This is a genomic window from Pseudomonas sp. PVC-5-1 (genome assembly GCF_057444345.1).
In genome coordinates, this window is record NZ_CM172024.1 from 2,221,885 (window position 1) to 2,245,636 (window position 23,752).

Here is a 23,752-nt window from a genome sequence, read left to right on the forward strand (position 1 = left end):
ACACCGACCGCGTGTGCTTCAAGGGCGTTCGGCCACCAACAGCAGCGACTGTGGCAGCGCACTCTGGGGGTGCTGTGGCTCCTGCAGGCTGACCAGCCGCAACCCCGCCATGTCCAGCGCGTTCAACCAGCTGGCCAGGGTGCGGAAGTACCACGGCATCACCTGCCAATCCCCGGCGAACCCGGCAAACGACTCTTCCCGCCAGCCATCCTGGTAATCGCCATCCGCCACGCTCCACGGGTGCAGGGTCTGGATCACCAGTGCACCGCCAGGCGCCAGTAACGCATTCATCGCTGCCAGCAGCGGGATGATGTCCTGCTGCAACAGGGCGAAGTTGGCACAGATCAGGTCATAGTCCTTGCCAACATAGACTTGGGCCGCGGCCAGCTGTGCGTAGCTGGCCAGGTGCACCTCGGCGGAACCTGCAGCGCGCGCGGCATCCACCAGCGCCCGGTCACCGTCCACACCTACCGCCTCGACACCCCGGTCGCCCAGCGCGCGCAGCAGCCAACCTTCACCACAGCCCAGGTCGAGCACCCGTTCGGGCTGGCGGCCAAGAATGGCCAGCAGGATGGCCTGGTCGGTGACCTGGCGACGGCTGTCGATACTGCCGCTGCGCACCGCATCGATCCATGCCTGGGCGTTGTGCTGCCAGCTGTCGAGCAAGGCGTCTTCAGGGTTGCGCATGTTCATCTCCGTTGGGCGGGCGATGCTTCACTGTGCCCCGGTCAACAAATGGGTGGCAAGCCCCGCCAGGGCACAGGCTATCAACACCTGGATCACCCCACGCTTGTAACGGAACAGCGCCACCGCCGCCGCCAGCGCAATCAGCGCCGAAGGCCAGTCGAACCGCCCGTCGAAACCGGCCGGCCACAATACGTGGTAGCCGAAGAACAGCGCGAGGTTGAGGATCACGCCCACTACCGCCGCGGTTATCCCGGTCAGCGGGGCGGTGAATTTGAGTTCGTTGTGGGTCGATTCCACCAGCGGGCCACCGGCCAGGATGAACAGGAACGAGGGCAGGAAGGTGAACCAGGTCACCAGGCTCGCCGCTACCGCGCCGGCCATGAACGCCTGGTCGGTGCCGAACATGGGGTGCAGGTAGCCACCGACGAAGCCGACGAAGGCCACCACCATGATCAGCGGCCCGGGGGTGGTTTCCCCCAACGCCAGGCCATCGATCATCTGCGTCGGCGACAGCCAGCCGTAATGGCCGACGGCCCCCTGGTAGACGTAGGGCAGCACCGCGTAGGCGCCGCCGAAGGTCAGCAATGCCGCCTTGGTGAAGAACCAGCCCATTTGCGTCAAGGTGCCTTGCCAGCCAAAGGTAGCCATCAGTACACCCATGGGCAGCAGCCACAGCGCGGCACCCACCAGCAGCAGGCCCAGCAGGCGCCCCCAGCTGAAGCGGGCGTGCTCTGGCGCCGGTGTGTCGTCGTCGATCACGGCCGGGCCATGGCTGGCCCTGGTTGCGCCGTGGCCACGACCAGGCGCGAACTGCCCCGGTAGCAGCCGCCCGCCGATATGGCCCAGCAGCGCGGCCGCCAGCACGATCAGCGGGAAGGGAACGTCGAGCGCGAAAATGGCCACGAACGAGGCCGCGGCAATGGCCCACAACCAGCCGTTTTTCAGGGCGCGCGTGCCAATGCGATGTGCGGCATGCACGACGATCGCGGTCACGGCCGGCTTGATCCCGTAGAAAATACCAGCCACCACCGGCACTTCGCCCCAGGCCAGATAGACCCACGACAGGCCGATCAGGATGAACAGCGACGGCAGTACGAACAGGGTGCCGGCAATCACCCCGCCCCAGGTGCGGTGCATCAGCCAGCCAATGTAGGTGGCCAGTTGCTGGGCCTCGGGGCCAGGCAGCAGCATGCAGTAGTTGAGGGCATGCAGAAAGCGCCGCTCGCTGATCCAGCGGCGCCGCTCCACCAGTTCCTGATGCATGATCGCTATCTGCCCCGCCGGGCCGCCGAAGCTGATGAAGCCCAGCTTCAGCCAGAACAGCAAGGCCTCGATCCGGCTGATGTGACCACGCGTTTGCTCGGCGGCGCCTTGCAGGTGTTCCGTCATTTTCTTCCCTTTGGTATTCAGCTGGCCGCAGCGCGCTGTCGCTTGATCCGGTACATATCGCCATCAGCATGGCGCAGCAGCATGTCGGCATCATTGCCGTCTTCGGGGAAACGGGCCACGCCAATGCTGCAGGACGGCGCTCCGATGCCTGCAAACTCGGCGCCGAGTGGCTCGGCCATGGCTGCCAGGATACGTGCCACCTGCTCGACAATGGCCTCTGGCGAGGCGTAGTCGGTCAACAGCACGGTGAACTCGTCACCGCCCATCCGCGCCACTGTATCGGTCGCCCCAACGCAGCCTTCCAGGCGCCGCGCAAGGGTGCACAGCACCCGGTCACCCACGCTGTGGCCGTGGTTGTCGTTGATATCCTTGAAGTCATTGATATCGATGAACAGCAACGCCAGCGGATGGTTGTGGTGCCGGGCCGCGACAAGTGCGGTGCCCAGCCGCTCATTGAACATGGCCCGGTTGGCCAGGCGAGTCAGCGGGTCATGGTGGGCCAGGAAACGCAATTCTTCCTCGGCCTGGTGTTGGGCGGTGATATCCCGCGCTACACCAATGCGGGCATTGGCCTCATCGGACCAGGAGGCCGACCACAGGATATGCACGATACTGCCATCCTTGCGGATGTAGCGGTTACGGAAGTCGTAATGGGGTTGGCCGTTCATCACCCGTACGATCGACGCGCGGGTAATCGCCAGGTCGTCAGGGTGCATGTAGTCGGTGATCGGGGTGCCGATCAGCTCGCAGGCCTGGTAGCCCAGCAGCGCCTCGCAGGCATCGCTGACGAAAATGATCTGGTTGCCCCTGTCAACCACGAACACCGTGTCCAGCATCAGGTGGATCAGCCTGGGGTATAACGCTTGCAGGTCTACGGGCATGGGGCATGGCGTCCGCGGCGGGGTCACCGATCATAGCCTGAAATGGAACAAAATGCGGTAGGCGCCGCTGTGGGAGCGGGCATGCCCGCGAACACCGGCGCAGCCGGTGCCATACACCGCGTCGCCTGCTTCGCGGGCATGCCCGCTCCCACAGGGCCGCCGATAGTCAGTTGCTTACTACCAGTTCCGGCCCGAGGTAATCGTTGATTTGCTGGATATCGTCATCTCCCAGGCTGCCCACCGACGATGCCAGGCGCAGCCGCGACATCAGGTAGTTCAGCTTCGCCTCGAACAGGTCATGCCGGGCGTCAAAAAGCAATTCCTCGGCATTGAGCACATCCGAGTTGGTGCTGGTGCCGCCCTCCCTGAAGCCCTTGCGGGCCGAAAGCAGCGAGCGTTCGTTGGATGCCACGGCCTTTTCCAGCGCCTGGATGCGCAAGGCGCCACTCTGCACGCCGCGGTACTCGCGGGTGGTGTCGGAGATCACTTCCTGGCGCGTGGCATCCAGTTCATCCAGTGCCTTGGAACTGTTGGCGCTGGCCTGGCGGGTGAGGGCGCTGGTGCTGCCGCCGCTGTATAGCGGAATGTTCAGCTCCAGCCCGATCGAGCTGTAGTGGTTGCGCTGGTTCAGTTCGGAGATCGACTGGCTGCTGCCGGCGGTATAGCCCGCCACGAAATCCAGGGTCGGCCAGTGCCCGGCGCGGGCGCGTTTCACTTCTTCTTCGGCCAGCTCGTAGTTGTGCCGGCGCGCATGGATCAACGGGCTGTCGGCCTGAGCCTTGACCAGCCAGTCCTGCAGGTTGCCCGGCATCAGCGGCGGTGTGTTGAAGCCCGGCTGCAAGGTGGTCAGCGACTCCGGCGTTTCACCAATGTATTCCTCCAGCTTGCGGCGGGCGTTGACCAGGTTGTCCTGAGCCTCGATCAGGTCGGCCTCGGCCAGGTCGCGACGGGCTATCGACTCGTCGATGTCGGTGATGGTGCCGGCGCCCAGCTCCATGCGCCGCTTTGCCGACGCCAGCTGCTCTTCGAAGGCATTCAGCTTGGCCTTGGCCAGGGTGATGGTTTCGCTGGCCAGCAGCACGTCGAAGTAGGCATCGGCCAGGCGCACCGCAGCGTCCTGGGTCTTGGCATCGAACACCGCCACGCTGTAGTCGGCACGTTGCTGGCCCTGATGGTATTCGGCCATCTTCTGCTTGTTGAACAGCGGTTGGCGCAACCGCACGTTGGCACCCTTGGAGTCATAGTCCAGGTCGTTGTCCCGGCCACTCTGACGCTGGCTGCCATTGACCTTGTTGAAGTAACCCACAGCGTTGATCTGCGGCAGCAGGCCGGCCTGGCCGATGGCGCGGTTCTCGCTGCCGGCTTCTTTCTCGTGCACCGCGGCGCGGTAGATCGGGCCCTGGTACTGCAGCAGGTCCCAGGCTTGCTTCAGGTCCATGGCACTGGCCTGTACGGACAACCCCAACAGGCACAACATCAGGCACGGGCGATTCATGTCATTGCTCCTTGAACGAGGCGTCCACGCGTTCGAGCATCGGCTTGAGCAGGTAGCTGAGCAGGTTGCGCTCGCCGGTCTTGATGGTGACGGTGGCCGGCATCCCGGGGCGGATATGGTTGCTGCCCAGCAGGGCCATGCCGTCCTGCGTCACTTCCACCTGGGCCAGGTAGTACGGCTGCTTGCTTTCTTCGTCCATCAGGCGGTCGGCGGAGATGGTCTTGACCCGCCCCGGGATATTCGGTGTCTTCGCATGGTTGAAGGCCGGGAAGGCCAGGTCCACGTCCAGGCCCGGCACCATCTTGTCGATGGCCTGTACCGGGATCATCGCGTCCACCTGCAACGGCTGGTCCAGCGGCACCACCTCCATGATCTTGGCCCCTGGCTGGATGATGCCGCCTACCGTGGCGATGCTCAGGGCCTGGACCATGCCGTCGATCGGCGAGCGGATCACCGTATGGGTCACTTCGTAGTCCAGCGCGCGCAGGCGATCGGCCAGGGTGGTGTTCTCCTTGGCGGTATCGGTCAGCTGCGATTCCACTTCCTTGAGGTAGTCGTGCTGGCGTTGCAGGATGCGCAGCTTGATCTCGGTGGCCTGGCTGCGCGCCCGGGCAATGTTGTTGAGGTTTTCGGCCTGGCCGGCGGACAGGTCGGCATTGTTGCGCTCCAGCTCCAGCAGGCGGTTGCGTGGTACATAGCCTTCGGCGGCGAGCACGCGTGTGCCTTGCAGTTCCTGGTTGAGGAAGCCGATCTGCGAGGCGCGGGCGCCGTACACCTGCTGCAGGCCCTTGAGCTGCACCGCCGTGGCAGCCAGGTTTTCCTCGAGGATGCTCAGTTCGCCAGCCAGGCCCGCGCGGCGGGTGTCCAGCAGGCGCTGTTGCAGGTCCATGGCTGCCAGCAGGCGCGGGTCGCCGCCGTAGTGCTTGAGCAGGGCAGGGTCGAAGGTGACCTGGTCGCGGCCATCGCGCTCGGCTTCCAGGCGGTTCTCCACTGTCTTGCTGACGATGTACTGGGCACTGACCGCGCCCTGTTCGGCCACCGCGCGCAGGGCGTCCAGGCGTACCACCTCCTGGCCTTTCTTCACAACATCGCCTTCACGCACCAGGATCGCCTCGACCGTGCCACCGGTCAGGTGCTGCACGGCCTTGCGGTTGCTGCTGACCTTTACCGTACCGGTGGCGACCACACCGGCATCCAGCGGCGCCAGGCCCGACCACAGCAGGAAACCGCCAAAGCCGGCGACGACCAGCCACACGCCCCAGCGTGCCGGCCGATGAATGTCCAGGTCGATCTCGTTGCGAGCCTCGGCGGGAATCAACTCGGTGTGTTGGGTCATCTGCATGATCGGTCACTCCCGTACTTTTACCGACGCCAGCGGCGCAGCGGTCGCCGTCGGGATCACGCTGGCCTTGCGCAGCGCCGCGAACACCTCGTCGCGGCTGCCGAGCATGTGCACGGCACCGTCACGCAGCATCAGCACTTTGTCGACCGCGCACAGCACATTGGGCCGGTGGGAAATCAGGATTACCGTGGCCCCGCGTGCCTTGAGTTCGGCCAGCGCATCGACCAGGGCCTTTTCGCCAACGTCGTCGAGGTTGGCGTTGGGCTCGTCCAGCACCACCAGGTTCGGCTCGCCATACAGCGCGCGGGCCAGTGCGATGCGTTGCTTCTGGCCACCGGACAGCGGGCTGCCGTCGGCTGCCAGACGGGTGTCGTAGCCCTGCGGGAAGCGCAGGATCATGTCGTGCACACCGCTGCTGCGGGCAGCGCGGATCACCGCTTCGCTGTCCACTTCGGCAAAGCGTGCGATGTTTTCGGCGATGGTGCCCTCGAACAACTCCACGTCCTGCGGCAGGTAGCCGAGCCACGGGCCGAGTTCGGCCTTGTTCCAGGTGAAGATGTCGGCGCCGTCCAGGCGCACCTTGCCGGCCTGGGTCGGCCACACGCCTACCAGCAGGCGGGCGAGGGTGGATTTGCCCGAAGCCGACGGGCCGATGATGCCCAGGCTTTCACCCGGGACCAGGCTGAAGCTGACCCCGCGCACGATGCTGTTGCTGGTGCCGGGAGCACCGGCGACCACGTTTTCCACGGCCAGCATGCCCATTGGCCGTTGCAGCGACATGCTTGGTGGCCGCTGCGGGTAGTCGTGCAGCAGATCGTTGAGCCGGCCCCAGGCGGAGCGGCTGCCTTGTAGTTGCTTCCACGCGGCGATCACCTGTTCTACCGGGGCCAGGGCGCGGCCGGTGAGGATCGAGCAGGCGATCATCATGCCGGGTGTGATCTTGCCCTCAATCGCCAGCAGTGCGCCGGCGCCGAGGATCACCGATTGCAAGGTAATGCGCACGAAGCGCCCGGTGCTACTGATGATCGCCGCGCGGTCGGAGGCCAGGGTCTGCATCTGCAGGATGCGCAAATGGCCCTGAAACCAGCGCTTGCCGATCGCTGGCAGCATGCCCATGGCTTCGATCACTTCGGCGTTGCGCAGATTGTTGTTGGCGTAGCTGGCCGAGGACAGGGCCGCCTGGTTGGCTTCGGCCAAGGGTTTTTGCGTGGCCTTCTCGGTGATGTAGGCCAGGCCCACCAGGATCAGCGAACCGATCAACGTCACCAGCCCCAGCAGTGGGTGGATCAGGTAGCAGACCAGCAGGTAGATCGGCGTCCACGGGGCATCGAAGAAGGCGAACAGGCCGTTGCCGGTGAGAAACTGCCGTACCTGGGCCAGGTCCTGCAAGGCCTGGGCCGGGTTGCCGCCGGCGCGGCTCAGGTTGCGTTCGAAGGCAGCGCTGAAGATGCGTCGGTTCAGATCCATGTCGAGGAAGTTACCGACCCGGATCAGTACGCGGGTGCGGACCATCTCCAGGGCCGACATCAGCATGAACAAGCCGATCACCAGCAAGGTGAGCATGGTCAGGGTGGTGACGTTGCGGCTGACCAGGGCGCGGTCGTACACCTGCAACATATAAATAGCTGGCGTCAACATCATGACGTTAATGACGCCGCTGAAGGCGGCCAGGGCAAAAAAGCTGCGGCGCAGGCGGAACAGCACGTCGGCCAACTCGGAACGAGTGCGTGGTGGCTTGTGCATCGGAGGCCTCCCTTTATCACAAACGGGAAGCCCTTGCGGCGGCCCGTACAGCGGTAGTTGTGGCTTCTGGTCGGCTCGCAGGCGGGTCGCTCTGAGGGCGAATGGTCCAAAACGCTGCGTTGCTCCCACATGCTGGAGCGTAGGTTGCAGTGAAACACTCGGTAATATCTTTTCGCTCTATAAAATCGTTGAACTTTTCATAAGTCTCAGAAAAACAGTAAGTTGAGTCGCATTATCGATGCTGAACGAATTTTTTGACGGGATATTGACAAGGTTTTCTTCTGCGACTTTAGTCTGATGTATTCGGACCCTGTGCGAGCTGGGGTCGATGTGTGTGCGGTGCCAACCTGTATCGCACCATTTACAAGGTTCCCGCCGTTCCTGTGGGAGCCGGCTTGCCGGCGATGAGGCCAGTGGCGATAACGCAGCACCGTAGTGCCCAACTGCCCCAGAACCCAGAATCAGAAACTGCGCACGTCACACTGACTGGGCGCGGGAAGGACCCTGCTGCCCTGAGTCATCTCCCGACAGATCGAGGGCAATTGAAATGGCAGATTTCAGCAAGTCGGACCTGGAGTTCATCCTTCAGCAGATCTTCATAGCCGAAGCGCATGCCGATGGCGCCAGCCTGATCGACCTGCTGCCCAACAGCCAGGTGCCGTTCGGCCTGCGTACCGTCGACGGCAGCTACAACAACCTGGTGACCGGGCAGAGCGAGTTCGGCGCCGCCGACAATTCGTTCCTGCGCCTGCTCAGCCCATCCTTCACCGGCGACTATGCCGGCACCGGCACGGTCATCGACTCGCAACCACGCACCATCAGCAACCTGATCGTCGACCAGACGGCGAACAACCCGGCAGCGGTCGAAGCCAATGGCGGCGCCGCCCCGGTGATCAGCCCCGGCATCGACGGGGTATTCGGCACCGCTGACGACACGGAGGTGTTCTTCATCCCCAACGTGTCGCCCGACGTCGGCCTGACCGCCGGCTTCAACGCCTGGATGACCTTCTTCGGCCAGTTCTTCGACCACGGCCTGGACCTGGTCACCAAGAGCAGCACCGACGTCGTGTTCATCCCGCTGCAGCCGGACGACCCGCTGTACGTCGAAGGCAGCCCGACCAACTTCATGGTGCTGCCGCGCGCCGTGCGTACTGCAGGCGCCGATGGTGTGGTGGGTACTGCCGACGATGGCCAGACCAACACTACCTCGCCGTTCGTCGACCAGAGCCAGACCTACAGCTCGCACCCCTCGCACCAGGTGTTCCTGCGTGAATACACGCTCAATGCCGCAGGCGACCCGGTAGCCACCGGGCGGTTGATCACCAACCGTGACCTGGGCGCCGATGGCCGCTTCGGCACCGCCGACGATGGCAATGGTGAAAGCGGTGGCATGGCCACCTGGGCAGTGGTCAAGGCCCAGGCCCGCGACCTGCTCGGCATAAACCTGACCGACGCCGATGTGCACAGCGTGCCACTGCTGGCCACCGACCCCTACGGCAACTTCCTGCGTGGGCCCAACGGCATGCCACAGGTGGTGATGCGCGTGAACAATGGCGCTGACGGCATCGCCGGCACCGCCGACGACGTCACCACGCTGGTCGAAGGCAACCGCGACGCGCCGATCAGCCTGGCCAATGCCGTGAGCACCGGGCATGGCTTCCTTGACGACATCGCCCACAACGCCGCGCCGGTGATCGTGAACGGTGTGCTGCAGGCCGACGCCGATATTGCCGTCGGCAACGCGCAACCAACCGGGCCTGGCGGCAACAACCTGACCTATGACAACGAACTGCTCGACGCCCACTACATCGCCGGCGACGGCCGGGTGAACGAGAACATCGGCCTGACTGCCGTGCACCATGTGTTCCACTCCGAGCACAACCGCCTGGTGCAGCAGACCAAGGACACCCTGCTGGCCGCCGGTGACCTGGCGTTTCTCAACCAGTGGCTGATCGATGATGTCGCTGCCATCCCCACCACGCCCGCCGAAATCGCCGCGCTGGTATGGGACGGCGAGCGGCTGTTCCAGGCTGCCAAGTTCGGCACCGAAATGCAGTACCAGCACCTGGTGTTCGAGGAGTTCGCCCGCACCATTCAGCCGCAGATCGACGAGTTTCTCGCCCCCAACGGCTATGACACCTCGATCGACCCGGCCATCCTCGCCGAGTTCGCCCACGTGGTTTACCGCTTCGGCCACTCGATGCTGACCGAAACCGTCGACCGCTACGACCCGACGTTCGCCACGGTGAATGACGACCCGCAGCTGGGCCTGATCGCTGCCTTCCTCAACCCGCTGGCATTCGCCGGCAGTGGCGCCACTGCCGATGAAGCGGCCGGTGCGATCATCCGCGGTGTCACCCGCCAGTTGGGCAACGAAATCGACGAGTTCGTCACCGAAGCGCTGCGCAACAACCTGCTCGGCCTGCCGCTGGACCTGCCTGCGCTGAACATCGCGCGTGGCCGTGACACCGGCATCCCCACCCTGAACGAGGCGCGCCGCGAGTTCTACGCCATGACTGGCGACAGCCAGCTCAAGCCCTACATCAGCTGGGCCGACTTTGCCGACCACCTCAAGCACCCGGCGTCGCTGATCAACTTCATCGCCGCCTACGGTACCCACGCCACCATCACCGGGGCGGACACCGAAGCGGCCAAGCGCGCCGCCGCCGTGGCGCTGGTGCTTGGCGGTGACGGCGCGCCAGCAGACCGCCTGGACTTCCTCAACGGCACCGGCGCCTATGCCAACGTGACACTGGCCGGTGCCGACGGCATCGCCGGCACCGCCGATGACATCACCGGGGTGACCGTGACCGGTGTCGATGCCATCGACTTCTGGGTCGGCGGCCTGGCCGAGAAGAAAATGCCATTCGGCGGCATGCTCGGCTCCAGCTTCAACTTCGTCTTCGAAACCCAGCTGGAAGCCCTGCAGAACGGCGATCGGTTCTACTACCTGTCGCGTACGGCGGGCATGAACTTCGGCACCGAACTGGAGAACAACTCCTTCGCCAAGCTGATCATGCTCAACTCCGATGTCACCCACCTGTCGAACACCGTGTTCCTCACGCCCACTTTCACCCTGGAAGTGGACCAGACCAAGCAGTTCACCGGCCTGGGCGCCGACGGCCGGGCCGACCCGACGGGCGGCATCATGATCAACGGTGTCGAAGTGGTGCCGCTGGTGATTCGCGACAACCCCGATACCGTGGGTACCGACACCAACTTCCTGCATTACACCGGCGAAGACCACGTGGTACTGGGCGGTACCTCCGGCAACGACATCATCATTTCCAGTGAGGGCGACGATACGCTCTACGGCGACGCCGGCAACGACACCCTGGAAGGCGGTGCGGGCAACGATGCGGTGCTGGGCGGTGCCGGTGATGACATCATCACCGACTCCTTCGGCGACAACCGCCTGGAAGGCAACGACGGCAACGATGTGATCGTCGCTGGCAGCATGCTGGTGGGCGGCAACCTGATCCTGGGCGGCAACGGCCAGGACTTCATCATCACTACCGAAGACATCAGCACCACCTTCGGCGGCCAGGGCGACGACTTTATTCTCGGCGCCAAGACCAACCTGCCACCGACCGGCAACGAGGGTGACGACTGGATCGAGAAGGGCACCCAGGACGGTGCGCCCGGCGACAACTTTGCGCCGCTGCTGGGTGACGAAGTGGTCGGCAACGACATCTTCGTCGGTGGTGGCGGCTTCGACGAAATGATCGGCGAGGGTGGCGATGACATCTTTGTCGGCAGCGATGCCCAGGACAAGATGGATGGCATGTCCGGTTTCGACTGGATTACCAACAAGAATGACCAGGTCGGCGTCACCGTCGACCTGACCCTGGCCGCCCTGGCTCAGCCTCATGGCAACGCACCGAACCAGAACACCGGTATTTTCAACCCGGTCGGCGCCTCGCCGGCCTCAATCCTCGACCGCTTCGCCGAGGTCGAGGGCGTGTCCGGTTCGAACTTCGCCGATGTGCTCAAGGGCGATAATGTCGATGCCGTGACCATCCTCAACCATGGTGGTGCTACCGGTAGTGCGCTGACCAACGTGGCGCTGATCCGTGGCCTGCAGCAGTTCCTGGCCGATGCCGGGTTGCCGACCACCGGCTTTGCCACCGGCAACATCATGCTCGGCGGCAACGGCAGCGACCTGATCGAAGGCCGTGGCGGTGATGACCTGATCGACGGCGACAAGTGGCTCAACGTGCGCATCGCCGTGTACGCGCCGGAAGACGTCAACCACACCGGCCCTGAAATCGCCAGCTTCGACAGCATGGTCGACATGATTCCGTTCATGCTCGACCGCACCTACAACCCTGGCCAGTTGAAGGCCGTGCGGGAAATCCTGCCCGGCACCTCGACCGGTGGCGCAGCCTTCGACACGGCGGTGTTCTCGGGGTTGCAGAGCGAGTACACGGTGACGCAGAACACCAAAGGTACGCTGGACACTTCCGATGATGTCTGGACGGTGACCGACAACGTGGCCGGCCGCGATGGCGTCGATACCCTGCTGCACATCGAGCGCCTGCAGTTCGCCGACAGCCAGCGGGTGCTGGTGGAAGGGCTGAATGCGCAGCCTGTCGGCAGCCCGGCCGTTACTGATAACAACGGCGGCGCGATTACCGTGGGCGACCTCCTTACGGTAAACGTGGCCGGCGTGCGGGATGCCGACAACATCAGCGCCGGCAACCCGCTTGGCACGCTCGCCGACCGTTCGGTGTCGTACTACTGGCAGTTCGAGGCCACCCCGGGCAGCGGTGTGTTCGAAGACATCATCCTGCTGCCGGCAGGCGACCTGGCGTTCCAGAGCGCCGACGGCACCACGTTCAAGGTGTCGCCGGACCTGGCCGGGTTGTCGTTGCGGGTCAAGGCGATCTACCAGGACGCCCATGGCACCACCGAAGTGCTGTTCTCCCAGCCCACCACCGTGGTGCAACCGGGCGCGCCTGTGGTACCGACGCCAGTCACGCCGGTGGTGGATGCCACCGCAGGCGGTGCCGGGCTGCACATGGTGCGCTCCGACCTCAACTTCATCCTCGAGCAGATCAAGATCGCCGAGGCCGACGCCAACGGGGCAGACATCCTCTCGCTGCTGCCCAACATTCGTGCGCCACTCGGCCTGCGGGCGGTGGATGGTTCGAACAACAACCTGATGAACCTCAACGGCATCAACAACACCGAATTCGGTGCGGCCGACAACGTCTTCCCGCGCGTGACCGACCCGGTGTTCAACCCGGCCGAAGGTGCACCGGCCGGCTTCTTCGGCCCTGGCTCGCCGGCCATTCCGGGCTCGTCGTACGAGCAGACCAGTGGCCCGGTATTCGACTCGCAGCCGCGCACCATCAGTAACCTGATCGTCGACCAGACCTCCAACAACCCGGCGGCCTATGCCACCGCGTATGATCCGGGTGCGGACGGCGTGCTCAACTTCGGCGTCGAGGGCAATGACGACGTGCTCAAGGACGGCGTGCGCATTGTCGCCAGCCCGGGCCTGGACGGCCAGTTCGGCACCGACGACGATCACGACGTATACCTGTTCGAGAACACCGCCGCCGATGCCGGCCTGTCCGCGCCGTTCAACGCCTGGATGACCTTCTTCGGGCAGTTCTTCGACCATGGCCTGGACCTGGTCACCAAGGGGGGCTCGGGCACCATCTACATCCCGCTGCAACCGGATGACCCGCTGTACGTGGAGGGCGGTTTCACCAACTTCATGGTGGTGACACGTGCGACCAACCAGCCTGGGCCGGACGGCGTACTTGGCACGGCCGACGATATCCACGAGCACACCAATACCACCTCGCCGTTCGTGGACCAGAACCAGACCTACAGCTCGCACCCCTCACACCAGGTGTTTCTGCGTGCCTATGTGACGGTCGACGGTGCCCCCGTCGCCACCGGCCGCCTGATCACCAACCGTGACCTGGGGGCAGATGGCAAATACGGCACCGCGGACGACACCGAAATCGGCGGCATGGCGACATGGAAGGTGGTCAAGGCCCAGGCTCGTGACGTACTGGGTATCAACCTGACCGATGCCGACGTCGACAACGTACCGCTGCTGGCAACCGATGCCTACGGCAACTTCATCAAGGGGCCCAACGGCTTCCCGATGGTGATCATGAAAGGCGCCGACGGCATTGCCGGCACGGCCGACGACCAGCAGGTCGAAGGCAACCCGCTGGCGCCGATCGACCTGACCAATGCCGTGCGTACCGGTCACCAGTTCCTTGCCGACATCGCCCACAATGCCGTGCCGGTGTTCAGCAATGGCGCGCTGGTGCCTGATGCAGATACCGATGTCGGCAACGCCGTGCCGGTGAACCCGCAGACCGGCGCCAACCTGGCCTACGACAACGAGCTGCTCGATGCGCACTACATCGCCGGCGACGGCAGGGTCAACGAGAACATCGGCCTGACCGCCGTGCATGCGATCTTCCACTCCGAGCACAACCGGCTGGTGGCGCAGACCATGGACACCGTGCTCGACTCGGGTGACCTGGCCTTCATCAACGAGTGGCTGCTCAACCCGTTGAGCGCGCTGCCGGCCAACCAGGCCGAGATCGACGCACTGGTGTGGAATGGCGAGCGGCTGTTCCAGGCCGCCAAGTTCGGTACCGAGATGCAGTACCAGCACCTGGTGTTCGAGGAGTTCGCCCGTACCGTGCAGCCGCGGGTAGACTTGTTCTTCGCCCCGACCCAGGTGTATGACGTCGACCTCGATGCGTCGATCGTGGCCGAATTCGCCCACACCGTGTACCGCTTTGGCCACTCGATGCTGACCGAAACCGTCGACCGCTTCGACGTCGACTTCACCGTCATCAGCGACCCGGCCAGCGCCAACCCCGACCAGCAACTGGGCCTGATCGCGGCGTTCCTCAACCCGCTGGCGTATGCCGCCAGTGGCGTCACCCCCGAGGATGCCACCAGCGCCATCGTGCGCGGGGTAACCCGCCAGGCCGGTAACGAAATCGATGAGTTCGTCACCGAGGCGCTGCGCAACAACCTGCTCGGCCTGCCGCTGGACCTGCCGGCGATCAACATCGCTCGGGGCCGCGACGTCGGTATCCCTTCGCTGAACGCCGTGCGCCGCGACATCTACGCGCAAACCGGCGATACCCAGCTCAAGCCGTACACCAGCTGGGTCGACCTGGTGCAGCACCTGAAGCATCCGGAGTCGTTGATCAACTTCATCGCCGCCTACGGCACCCACAGCACCATCACCGGGGCCACCACGTTGCTGGAGAAACGCGCGGCGGCCATGGCCCTGGTGTTCGGCGGCGACGGCGCGCCAGCTGATCGCCTGGAGTTCCTCAACAGCACCGGCGCCTACGCCAACGTCACCCTGCCTGGCAAGGATGGCGTGCTCGGCACCGTCGATGACCTGCGGGCAGTGACCGTGACTGGTGTCGATGCCATCGACCTGTGGATCGGTGGCCTGGCGGAGGCGAAAACCCCGTTCGGCGGCATGCTGGGCAGCACGTTCAACTTCGTGTTCGAAAACCAGATGGAGAAACTGCAGGACGGCGACCGTTTCTACTACCTGGAGCGCACCGCCGGCCTGTCGATGAACGCCGAGCTGGAAAGCAACTCGTTCGCCAAGCTGATCATGGCCAACACTTCGGCCACCCACTTGCCGGGCCTGGTGTTCTCCGACGTTGGCTTCTACCTGGAAGTGGACCAGAGCAAGCAGTTCAACGAAGGCTTGGGCAATGCCGACCCACTGGGCGAAAACGGCGAGCAGGTGGTGTTCCGCGACAGCCCGCTGACAGTAGGCCCTGACACCAACTACATCCGCTACGCCGGTGACCAGCACATTGTGCTGGGTGGCACCAACGGTGACGACATCCTGGTTTCCAGCGAGGGTGACGACACTGTCTGGGGCGATGGCGGCAACGACCGCATCGAGGGTGGCGACGGCAACGACCAGCTGCGTGGTGGGGCCGGCGACGACATCATCAGCGACATGGGTGGTGACGACAACATCCAGGGCGGCGACGGCAACGATGTGCTGCACGGCGGTAATGGCGTCAACCTGATCATCGGCGGTTTCGGCAACGACTTCATCGTCACCGGTGAGGACGCCTCCGAAGCCATTGGCGGCCAGGGCAACGACTTCATCCTGGGCAGCAAGGCCAACGAGCAGGACATGGGCAACGAAGGTGACGACTGGATCGAGAAGGGCACCTCGGACGGTGCGCCTGGCGACAACTTCGACCCGCTCGGCAACGACCCGGTCATCGGCAACGACGTGTTCATCGGTGGCAACGAGAACGACAAGTTCAACGGTGAAGGCGGTGACGACATCATGGTCGGCAGCCTGGGCTTCGGTGACCGCTACATCGGTGGTTCCGGCTACGACTGGGCGACCTTCAAGGGGCTGGCCCAGGGCGTGACTGTCGACTTCAGCGACCGCTTCTTCAATGTGCCGCCGGTACCGGGCTCGGGCGCGTCTGCGCTGGTGCGTTTCGACATCATGGAAGGCCTGTCGGGGTCGGCTCATGGCGACTTCCTGCGTGGTGACAGCGAAACCTCTGCCACCTTGCCGACCAATGGCGCCAACGGCAGCGTACTGACCAACATCAGCCTGATCAACGGCCTGTCCAGCCTGCTGGCCGCCGGTGCAACGTTCTACGATGGTGGCAACATCATCCTCGGTGGCAGTGGTAGCGACCTGATCGAAGGCCGCGGCGGCGACGACATCCTCGACGGTGACAAGTGGCTGAACGTGCGCATCAGCGTGCGGACCAACAGCGACGGCACCGGCCCGGAAATCGCCAGCTTCGACAGCATGGAGCCGATGGTGCCGCTGATGCTCAATGGCACCTACAACCCGGGCCAGCTGGTGATCGTTCGCGAAATCCTCAACGGCACCGACAGCTACGACACGGCGGTGTACTCCGGGGTGGCCAGCGACTACAGCGTGGTGGTCGATGGCAACTCGGTGATCGTCACCGACTCGGTGGCCGGGCGTGATGGTGTCGACCGCCTGACCGGCATCGAGCGCCTGCAGTTCTCGGATAGCTCGCAAGCATCCGGTGTGGGTACCGCCGTCAACGCCGGCCCCACCGGCAGCCTGGTGATCCTTGACGCTGCCACCGGCGTGCGTGACGACACACCGGTAAGCGGCCAGCTGCTGCGGGTTACCCCGCTGGCGGTACATGACGCGGACAATGTCAGCGCAACCAACCTGACCGGTGCGATCACCGGCCCGGTGGCGTACTACTGGCAAGTAGAGACCCTGCCAGGTTCGGGGGTCTATGAAGACATCACCTTCGTTGCTGCCGGCGAGGTTTCGCGAGCTGTCGGTACCACCTACCGGGTCACGGACGATGTGGCGGGGCTGAACATCCGCGTACGCGCGGTGTACCAGGACACCAAGGGCACGCTGGAAATCGTCGATTCGGCGCCGAACAACGCGCCGACTGCCGGGCCTACCGTGACCGGGCTGCTGGTGCAGAACCAGACGCTCACCGCCAACCCGGCAACCATTGTCGATGCCGACGGCCTGAGCAACCCGCGGTTCACCTTCCAGTGGCAGTCCAACCGGGGTACCGGCTGGGTCGACATTGCTGGCGCCATCAACAGCACCTTCCTCCTTACCCAGAACCAGGTGGGGCAGAACATGCGGGTGGTGGTCAGCTACGTGGATGACTTCGGTGTACAGGAAAGCATCGCCTCCGACATCCTCGACCCGGTGGCCAACGTCAACGATGCGCCCACCGGTGCCGTGCTGATCAGCGACACCACGCCAGACCAGGGCCAGACGCTGACCGCGCTCACCGGCAGTATCGCCGACCTGGATGGGCTGGGCGCGTTCAGCTTCCAGTGGCAGCAGAACATTGGCGGCACCTTCAGCAACATCGCGGGTGCCACTGCTGCAACCTTCACTCCGGGCTTCGAACAGGGTAACCGGCAGTTGCGGGTGGTCGTGAGCTACACCGACGCCTTCGGCACCCTGGAATCGCTGACCTCGGCAGCGACTGCGGCGGTGGTGCCGCCGGCAGGCGTGGTGCTGGTCGGTACTGCCGGGGCCAACACCCTGACCGGTGGTGCGGGCAATGACACGCTCTCGGGGCTGGGCGGCAACGATGTGCTCAACGGCCTTGGCGGCGCCGACCAACTGTTCGGCGGTGATGGTAACGACATCCTCAACGGGGGTAACGACCCCGACAGCCTCGACGGCGGTGCCGGCAACGACACCCTCAACGGCGGGCTTGGTGCGGATGCCATGGTTGGCGGTGCAGGCAACGATACCTTCGTGGTCGACAACCTCGGCGATACCGTGAGCGAGGCGTTGAACGGCGGTGTCGACCTGGTGCAGACCACCCTTGCCAGCTACACCCTGGGTGCCAACGTCGAAAACCTGACCTTTACCGGGGCAGGCAACTTCACGGGTACCGGCAACACGCTGGCCAACACCATCACCGGTGGTGCTGGCAATGACCTGCTCGATGGCGGTGCCGGTATCGACCGCCTGGTCGGTGGCCTGGGCGACGACACCTATGTGGTGGACAACGCCGGGGATGTAGTGGTCGAGGCTACGGCTGGTGGTACGGATACCGTGCGTGCCACGGCGGCCAGCTACACGCTGGGTGCCAACGTCGAGAACCTGACCTACATCGGGGCGGGCAACTTCACCGGTACCGGCAATGGCTTGGCGAACATCATTACCGGCGCGGCGGGTAACGACACCCTCAACGGCGATGGCGGCAACGACCAGTTGCTCGGTGGCCTGGGCAGCGACACCCTGAACGGTGGTGCTGGCAACGACACCCTCGACGGCGGCGCCGGTAACGACTCGCTGTTCGGGGACGCCGGCAACGATAACCTGCTGGGTGGTGCCGGCGATGACAACCTTGACGGCGGCAACGGCGTCGATGTGCTGCAGGGTGGCGATGGCAACGACACGCTGTTTGGTGACGTTGGCAATGACACCTTGCAGGGCGGTGCCGGCAATGACTTCCTCAACGGTGCGGCGGGTAACGATACCGTCGTGGGCGGTGCCGGCAACGACACGATGATGGCCACCGATGGCAATGATGTCTTCCAGTTCGCTGCTGGCTTCGGCAATGACCTGATCATCAACTTCGACGCAGTCCCGCAGGGTGGCCAGGACCGGCTGGATATCTCTGCCCTCAACATTACCGCGGCCACCTTTGCCGCCAACGTCACCATCGCCGATGTCGGCAATGACACGCTGGTCAGCATCGGTGCTACCGACTCCATCCGCCTGGTGGGGGTGGCGGATGCAACCACGGTGACCGTAGCGGACTTCAACCTGGCAGGTTGAGGGCCTGGGAGGACGCAGCAAGGGCCGCTCTGCGGCCCATTCGCGGGCAAGCCCGCTCCCACAGGGATATCACTGCCCTCAGGCTTGGTGATACCCCTGTAGGAGCGGGCTTGCCCGCGAAGAGGTTGGTTCAGGCAACAGATAACTCACAGATACCCCACAATACTCAGCCCTGTGGAGAACCTGTGGGAGTAACCTGCATCGTGTTACGCCAGAATGACGCCGCGTTCGGTATCTGGCGGCTGAGCCGCGGCAAGCAGAGCGAGTCGGTGAAGGTGCATGGCAGCCTCAGCACCAATGATGGCGAGGTCGCCCTGAACTGGGCGCTGGACGGGCAGGGTATCCTGTTGCGGGCCGAGTGGAGCCTGGCCGATCACCTGCGCAGCGGGCGCCTGGTGGAAGTGCTTGGCGATCGCCAGGGGGACAACCTGGCAGCGTGGCATTGAGGCCTTTCCCACAGGCGATCGCGTTATACTCCGCGCCTTTGCCCATGCCCGGAATCCGCCCATGCGCCAGGTTTTGCTCATTGTCGATGTCCAGTCCACCTTCAGCCCGCCCGAGTGGCTGGTCGATGGCCTGCGTCGGTTGTCGGCCAACATCCCCACCATTGCCTCGGTCGAGTTGCACGATGAACAGGTCACGCCGTTCGAGCGCCAGCTTGGCTGGCACCCGGCGGCGGAGGACGAGAGCCTGGTCGAAGCTGACCAGGTGTTCGTCAAGCATGGCTACGGGCAGAGCGCAGAGGCCATCGAGTACATCCGGCAACTGGGCGTGGAGAGGGTGCTGGTATGTGGGTTGCAGACCGAAACTTGCGTGCTGGCCGCCGGTTTTGCCCTGTTCGATGCGGGGCTGATGCCCACCCTGGTCACGGACATGACTGTAGGGTCTTCGCTGGACAGGTCGGGCAAGCTGGGCACCGACCTGTGGAAGCATCACTTCCGCCAGGTCACCACCTCGGCCGAGGTGCTCGCTGAACTGGCCGCACGAGGCTAGTGCATGTCGTCATGATGCGGGGTAGCTTTAGCCGCGAAGAATCCAACGCGGAGCATGGCACCGGCTGCGCCGATGTTCGCGGCTTCAGCCGCTCCCACAGAGTCCCTGCTAATTCAATGAGTCGTGTGCAGTTCTGTGGAAGAGTGCCCAGCCCTTTGGGCTGCGCTGTTGCATAGGGAACAATGTTCGAGAGCGTGTCACATTCCCTTGTGGGAGCGGGCGCGCCCGCGAAGCAGGCGACGCGGAGGATGGCACCGGCTCCGCCGGTGTTCGCGGGCTTGCCCGCTCCCACAGGGTCCCTGCTAATTCAATTAGGCATGTGCAGTTCTGTGGGAGCGGCCTTGTGTCGCGAAAGGGCTGCAAAGCAGCCCCGGCAATCTCAAGCCGTTTGCAAGGCCCGCGGCCGCTGGCCTGAAGTCGAACACCACCCGCGCCACACCGCCCTCGAGCCGTTCCACCTCGCCCACCAACCCGTCGCGGGTAGCATGGGCAAAGTCATCCCACAGGTACGCGTCACCCGTCAGGCCACATCCACCAGCACGATCTCGCTGTCCTCGATGGCGGTCACCCGCAGCACCTCCTCCTGCTCGATCGCCACGCCATCGCGCGCCTTGGCACGCAGCCCGTTGACCTCCACCAGCCCCTTGGCCGGCACCAGGTAACCCCGGCGAGCGGTATCGAAGCGGTACTCGGCAGTTTCACCGGCCCGCAAGGTGGCAGCCACCAACCGCGCATCGGTGCGGATCTGCAAGCTGTCCTCATCGCCCGCACGGCCGCTGGCCAGGGTCACGAAGCCTTCGCCACGCTCACCTTTGGGGAACGGTCGGGTACCCCATTGCGGTGCTTCGCCAGTGCGCTCCGGCACGATCCAGATCTGGAAAATACGCGTGTCGACGTCTTCCAGGTTGTACTCGCTGTGCACGATGCCAGTGCCGGCGCTCATCACCTGCACGTCACCGGCTTCGGTACGGCCTTTGTTACCCAGGCTGTCCTGGTGACTGATCGCGCCTTCACGCACATAGGTGATGATTTCCATGTCGCGGTGCGGGTGCGGCGGGAAGCCGCTGCCGGCAGCGATCAGGTCGTCGTTCCACACCCGCAGGTTGCCCCAGTGCATGCGCGCCGGGTCGTAGTACTCGGCAAACGAGAAATGGTGGTGGGCGTCGAGCCAGCCGTGGTTGGCGTGGCCGAGGCTTTCTAACGGTCGCAGTTGCAGCATGGTCGTGCTCCTTGAATCAGTGGAATGAGGCCATGATGCGTCAAAGAAGCATCGAAAATAAGCGTAAATATCGGCTTAAAACAATCAGTAAAATTGATTTAATGCGATAGAGTGTTTTATTCGCTTCATCGCCTAATCCACTGATCTGCAAGCATTCGCTGGCGATTTTTTGTCGATGCGGCGAACATGCCCGCTGATTTTGTTTTTCAACGGAGTGACCGTGGCCCACGAGCAACCCCAGGCCCCCGCCGACCTTACCCCTCCTGCACAACTGCCTTGGTTTCGCCGCCTGGCGGCCCGCCTGCTGGGGCGTGGCCTGACCCGCCTGCAGGCCCAGCACCGCGACTCCTGGTTCCTCGGCCACGCCAGCGGCCAGCGCAGTGGCCATGCCGATGGCGTGCGTGAAGGGTTTGAACGCGGGCGGGTGGAAGGTTACGAGGCCGGACGCCAGGTGCTGGTGATCCGCGACACCCGGCCAGACACCGCCGCCGTACCGGGCCGGGATGACAACCTGTTCGATGACTGGCGCCTGCCGCTGACTGCTGAGCTGAAAAAGCGTTTCAAGGCCGATGTCGCCCAGCGTCTGCCCGCCGAGGCGCAACCCAGTGCCGCGCAATGGAAGCTGATTTTCAGTGACACACCGTCCACCTGCGTGGTGGCAGGGGCCGGGGCGGGCAAGTCCACCTCGCTGGTGCTGCGCATCCTGCTGTTGCGCCACTACCTGGGCTACGAGCTGGATGCGATGACCGTGGTCACCTTCACCCGTGAGTCGCGCAAGGACTTCATCAAGCGCCTGCTGCAGGTTTTCGCCCTGTGGCAGATCAACCTGCAACCGCCGCAGGCCCGCGAGCTGGTGCGCACGTTCCATTCGCGCATCCTGCCGCTGGTGCGCAGCCTGCCGGGCTTTGGCCAGGTGCGCGCATTCGAAACGCTGGGCAACGAGATGCCGGCCGGGCGTGAGGCCGAGGCCGAGAGCAACCCGTTCGACCTGCGCCTGAACGATGCCCAGCGCCAGCAGCTGAACCAGTGCTACAGCACCCTGCTGGGCGAGAGCCCGCGCTTTGCCGAGCTGGTCGGCCTGTTGCGCAGCGAAGCCCTGCAGCTGAAGCCGCTGGACCCGAACAACCCCGATGTGCAGAAGCGCGCCCAGGTAACCCAGCTGGCTGCCCAGCGCGACGAAGAACTGTGTGACGTGATCGAGGACCTGTGGTTCGCCGCCGGCGCCTGGCCGATCAAGGGCATCGAACCCTGCCGCGAGACCATCCAGATCCGTGGCAGCCGCTTCCATGTGCATGGCCGTCTGGCCGGCCAGGGGCCTTTGCTCGTGCTGGGCTTCGACCCGGCGGAAAGCGCGCAGTACCAGCGCCCCGGCGCCAAGCTGGCAGTGCGTGCCGAGTGGGCGGTCAAGCGCACCCTGTTGCAGGCCTTCTGCGACCAGCCGCTGATCTGGCTCGACAACTACGCCATGGCCCGGCGCCTGGCAGCCTCGCTGGCCGGTGATGCCGTGGCCGGCCCCGGCTTCGAATACAAGGTCAAGGGCGAACTGGCCCCGGCGCCGCTGCTCGATGCCTTTGTCGGTGCGGCGAATTTCATCGAGAACCTCGGCCTGGAGGTGAACACTGCCGTGGCGGCGATGAGCTTCCCGTCCGGCGACAGCGATGCGCTGTTCTTCGAGGCCCTGGCCCTGTACTGGAAGGCCCTGGAGGCGCACCTGCTGGACCAGTCGCCGCCGGTGATGAGCTACAACCGCATGTTCGCCTTGTTCGGCGAGAACAACCCGGAAAACCTGCAACTGCTGCCCGACCCGTTGCTGCGGCCGCTGGCGCACCTGATGATCGACGAGTTCCAGGATGTGTCGCCGCAGATCGTCAGCTGGTTGCGGGCCAGCCTCGCCGAGATCCGTCGTCGCGGCCCGGCGATGCACATCGGGCGCCATGCGCAGCATTCGTCGCTGCTGTGTGTGGGCGACGACTGGCAGTCGATCTACGGCTGGCGTGGCAGTTCGCCCAAGTACTTCATGGAGTTCACCAAGGCCTTCCCGTCGCCGGCCAACACCCGGGTGATGCTGGTCGACAACTACCGTTGCCAGCAGCAGGTGATCGACGCGGCCGAGCACCTGGTCAAGGGCACCCCGGCGATAGCCGGCAAGAAAGCCCGGGCCAGTGGCCCGGCGGCCGAGTTGCCAGGCTCGCCGGTCAAGGTATTCGACCGTGACGAGGCAGCCCTGGGTGAAACGCTGATCGAGCACTACCAGCGTGGCGAGACGGTGATGATGCTTTACCGCAAGGGCAGCGACAGGGCGCTGATGAACGAGCACCTGCAGGGCGTGCTGCACGCCGAAGCGGCGTTGCCGGCCGAGCAGCGCCGTTTGCGCCAGTTGACCTACCACAGTGCCAAAGGCTTGCAGGCCGATGCAGTGTTCATGCTGGGCGATTGCCAGTACCTGACCAGCTCGCCCTACAAGAACCAGGTGTATCGCCAGGCCGGGCTGGGCAAGGCCGGTGATGCCCAGCCGTTCGATACCGCGCAGAAGGAAGAGGTGCAGCGCCTGGCCTACGTGGCGGTAACCCGCGCGGTCAGGCACTGCTACTGGCATGTGGAGGCGGCCAACGCAGAGGCGGCGGCAGCGCCGCGTGCGTCGAGCCAGGTGGATGGGCGGCAGGCCTTCTTCGAAGACCTGCGTGGTCATTGATCAGTG

The 23,752-nt window shown here is 64.5% G+C and carries 10 protein-coding genes and 1 pseudogene; 4 read left to right on the plus strand and 7 right to left on the minus strand.

What is annotated here, in order from left to right; all coding sequences use genetic code 11:
* Window positions 1-18 precede the first annotated feature (18 nt).
* The 6 genes from AC2T3R_RS10125 to AC2T3R_RS10150 all read right to left on the minus strand — a co-directional run bounded on the left by AC2T3R_RS10125 (window position 19) and on the right by AC2T3R_RS10150 (window position 7,537).
* Window positions 19-687, minus strand: coding sequence for a class I SAM-dependent methyltransferase (locus AC2T3R_RS10125; RefSeq protein WP_486745029.1), 669 nt, complete (start codon window positions 685-687; stop codon window positions 19-21).
* Window positions 688-714: 27 nt separating this feature from the next.
* Window positions 715-2,076: a chromate efflux transporter gene (gene chrA, locus AC2T3R_RS10130; protein WP_486745030.1), complete on the minus strand. Its 1,362-nt coding sequence runs from the start codon at window positions 2,074-2,076 to the stop codon at window positions 715-717.
* Between the two features lie 17 nt (window positions 2,077-2,093).
* Complete coding sequence (locus AC2T3R_RS10135; RefSeq protein WP_367245606.1) at window positions 2,094-2,957, minus strand: diguanylate cyclase domain-containing protein; 864 nt, start codon at window positions 2,955-2,957, stop codon at window positions 2,094-2,096.
* Between the two features lie 166 nt (window positions 2,958-3,123).
* Window positions 3,124-4,452 (minus strand): TolC family outer membrane protein, encoded by a 1,329-nt coding sequence (locus AC2T3R_RS10140; RefSeq protein ID WP_023663258.1) that lies wholly within the window; start codon window positions 4,450-4,452, stop codon window positions 3,124-3,126.
* Between the two features lies 1 nt (window position 4,453).
* Entirely contained in the window at window positions 4,454-5,794 is a 1,341-nt protein-coding gene (locus AC2T3R_RS10145; RefSeq protein ID WP_054572805.1) for an HlyD family type I secretion periplasmic adaptor subunit, read from the minus strand.
* Between the two features lie 6 nt (window positions 5,795-5,800).
* The gene (locus tag AC2T3R_RS10150) at window positions 5,801-7,537 is read right to left on the minus strand and encodes a type I secretion system permease/ATPase (protein WP_100413706.1); all 1,737 of its coding nucleotides are present in this window, start codon (window positions 7,535-7,537) and stop codon (window positions 5,801-5,803) included.
* Between the two features lie 547 nt (window positions 7,538-8,084).
* Here AC2T3R_RS10150 and AC2T3R_RS10155 point away from each other — a divergent pair.
* The 3 genes and pseudogenes from AC2T3R_RS10155 to AC2T3R_RS10165 all read left to right on the plus strand — a co-directional run bounded on the left by AC2T3R_RS10155 (window position 8,085) and on the right by AC2T3R_RS10165 (window position 19,835).
* On the plus strand, window positions 8,085-18,842 hold the full coding sequence (locus AC2T3R_RS10155; RefSeq protein ID WP_486745031.1) for a peroxidase family protein: 10,758 nt from the start codon (window positions 8,085-8,087) through the stop codon (window positions 18,840-18,842).
* A 197-nt stretch (window positions 18,843-19,039) separates the two neighbouring features.
* Window positions 19,040-19,288, plus strand: a pseudogene (locus AC2T3R_RS10160) (type 2 periplasmic-binding domain-containing protein); the annotation flags it as partial.
* Window positions 19,289-19,349: 61 nt separating this feature from the next.
* Window positions 19,350-19,835 carry a cysteine hydrolase family protein gene (locus AC2T3R_RS10165; protein ID WP_085721581.1) on the plus strand — a complete coding sequence of 162 codons (486 nt, stop codon included), beginning with the start codon at window positions 19,350-19,352 and terminating at the stop codon, window positions 19,833-19,835.
* A 520-nt stretch (window positions 19,836-20,355) separates the two neighbouring features.
* Here AC2T3R_RS10165 and AC2T3R_RS10170 read toward each other — a convergent pair.
* Window positions 20,356-21,054: a pirin family protein gene (locus tag AC2T3R_RS10170; protein WP_486745032.1), complete on the minus strand. Its 699-nt coding sequence runs from the start codon at window positions 21,052-21,054 to the stop codon at window positions 20,356-20,358.
* Window positions 21,055-21,229: 175 nt separating this feature from the next.
* Here AC2T3R_RS10170 and AC2T3R_RS10175 point away from each other — a divergent pair, with 175 nt between their 5' ends.
* Window positions 21,230-23,746 carry a UvrD-helicase domain-containing protein gene (locus AC2T3R_RS10175; RefSeq protein WP_486745033.1) on the plus strand — a complete coding sequence of 839 codons (2,517 nt, stop codon included), beginning with the start codon at window positions 21,230-21,232 and terminating at the stop codon, window positions 23,744-23,746.
* Window positions 23,747-23,752: the final 6 nt, after the last annotated feature.

Coding starts and splice junctions, on each gene's coding strand:
- AC2T3R_RS10125 (WP_486745029.1), bottom strand. CDS start 687: ATGCGCAACCCTGAAGACGCCTTGCTCGACAGCTGGCAGCACAACGCC.
- AC2T3R_RS10150 (WP_100413706.1), bottom strand. CDS start 7,537: ATGCACAAGCCACCACGCACTCGTTCCGAGTTGGCCGACGTGCTGTTC.
- AC2T3R_RS10175 (WP_486745033.1), top strand. CDS start 21,230: ATGCGGCGAACATGCCCGCTGATTTTGTTTTTCAACGGAGTGACCGTG.
- AC2T3R_RS10165 (WP_085721581.1), top strand. CDS start 19,350: ATGCGCCAGGTTTTGCTCATTGTCGATGTCCAGTCCACCTTCAGCCCG.
- chrA (WP_486745030.1), bottom strand. CDS start 2,076: ATGACGGAACACCTGCAAGGCGCCGCCGAGCAAACGCGTGGTCACATC.
- AC2T3R_RS10135 (WP_367245606.1), bottom strand. CDS start 2,957: ATGCCCGTAGACCTGCAAGCGTTATACCCCAGGCTGATCCACCTGATG.
- AC2T3R_RS10145 (WP_054572805.1), bottom strand. CDS start 5,794: ATGCAGATGACCCAACACACCGAGTTGATTCCCGCCGAGGCTCGCAAC.
- AC2T3R_RS10140 (WP_023663258.1), bottom strand. CDS start 4,452: ATGAATCGCCCGTGCCTGATGTTGTGCCTGTTGGGGTTGTCCGTACAG.
- AC2T3R_RS10155 (WP_486745031.1), top strand. CDS start 8,085: ATGGCAGATTTCAGCAAGTCGGACCTGGAGTTCATCCTTCAGCAGATC.
- AC2T3R_RS10170 (WP_486745032.1), bottom strand. CDS start 21,054: ATGCTGCAACTGCGACCGTTAGAAAGCCTCGGCCACGCCAACCACGGC.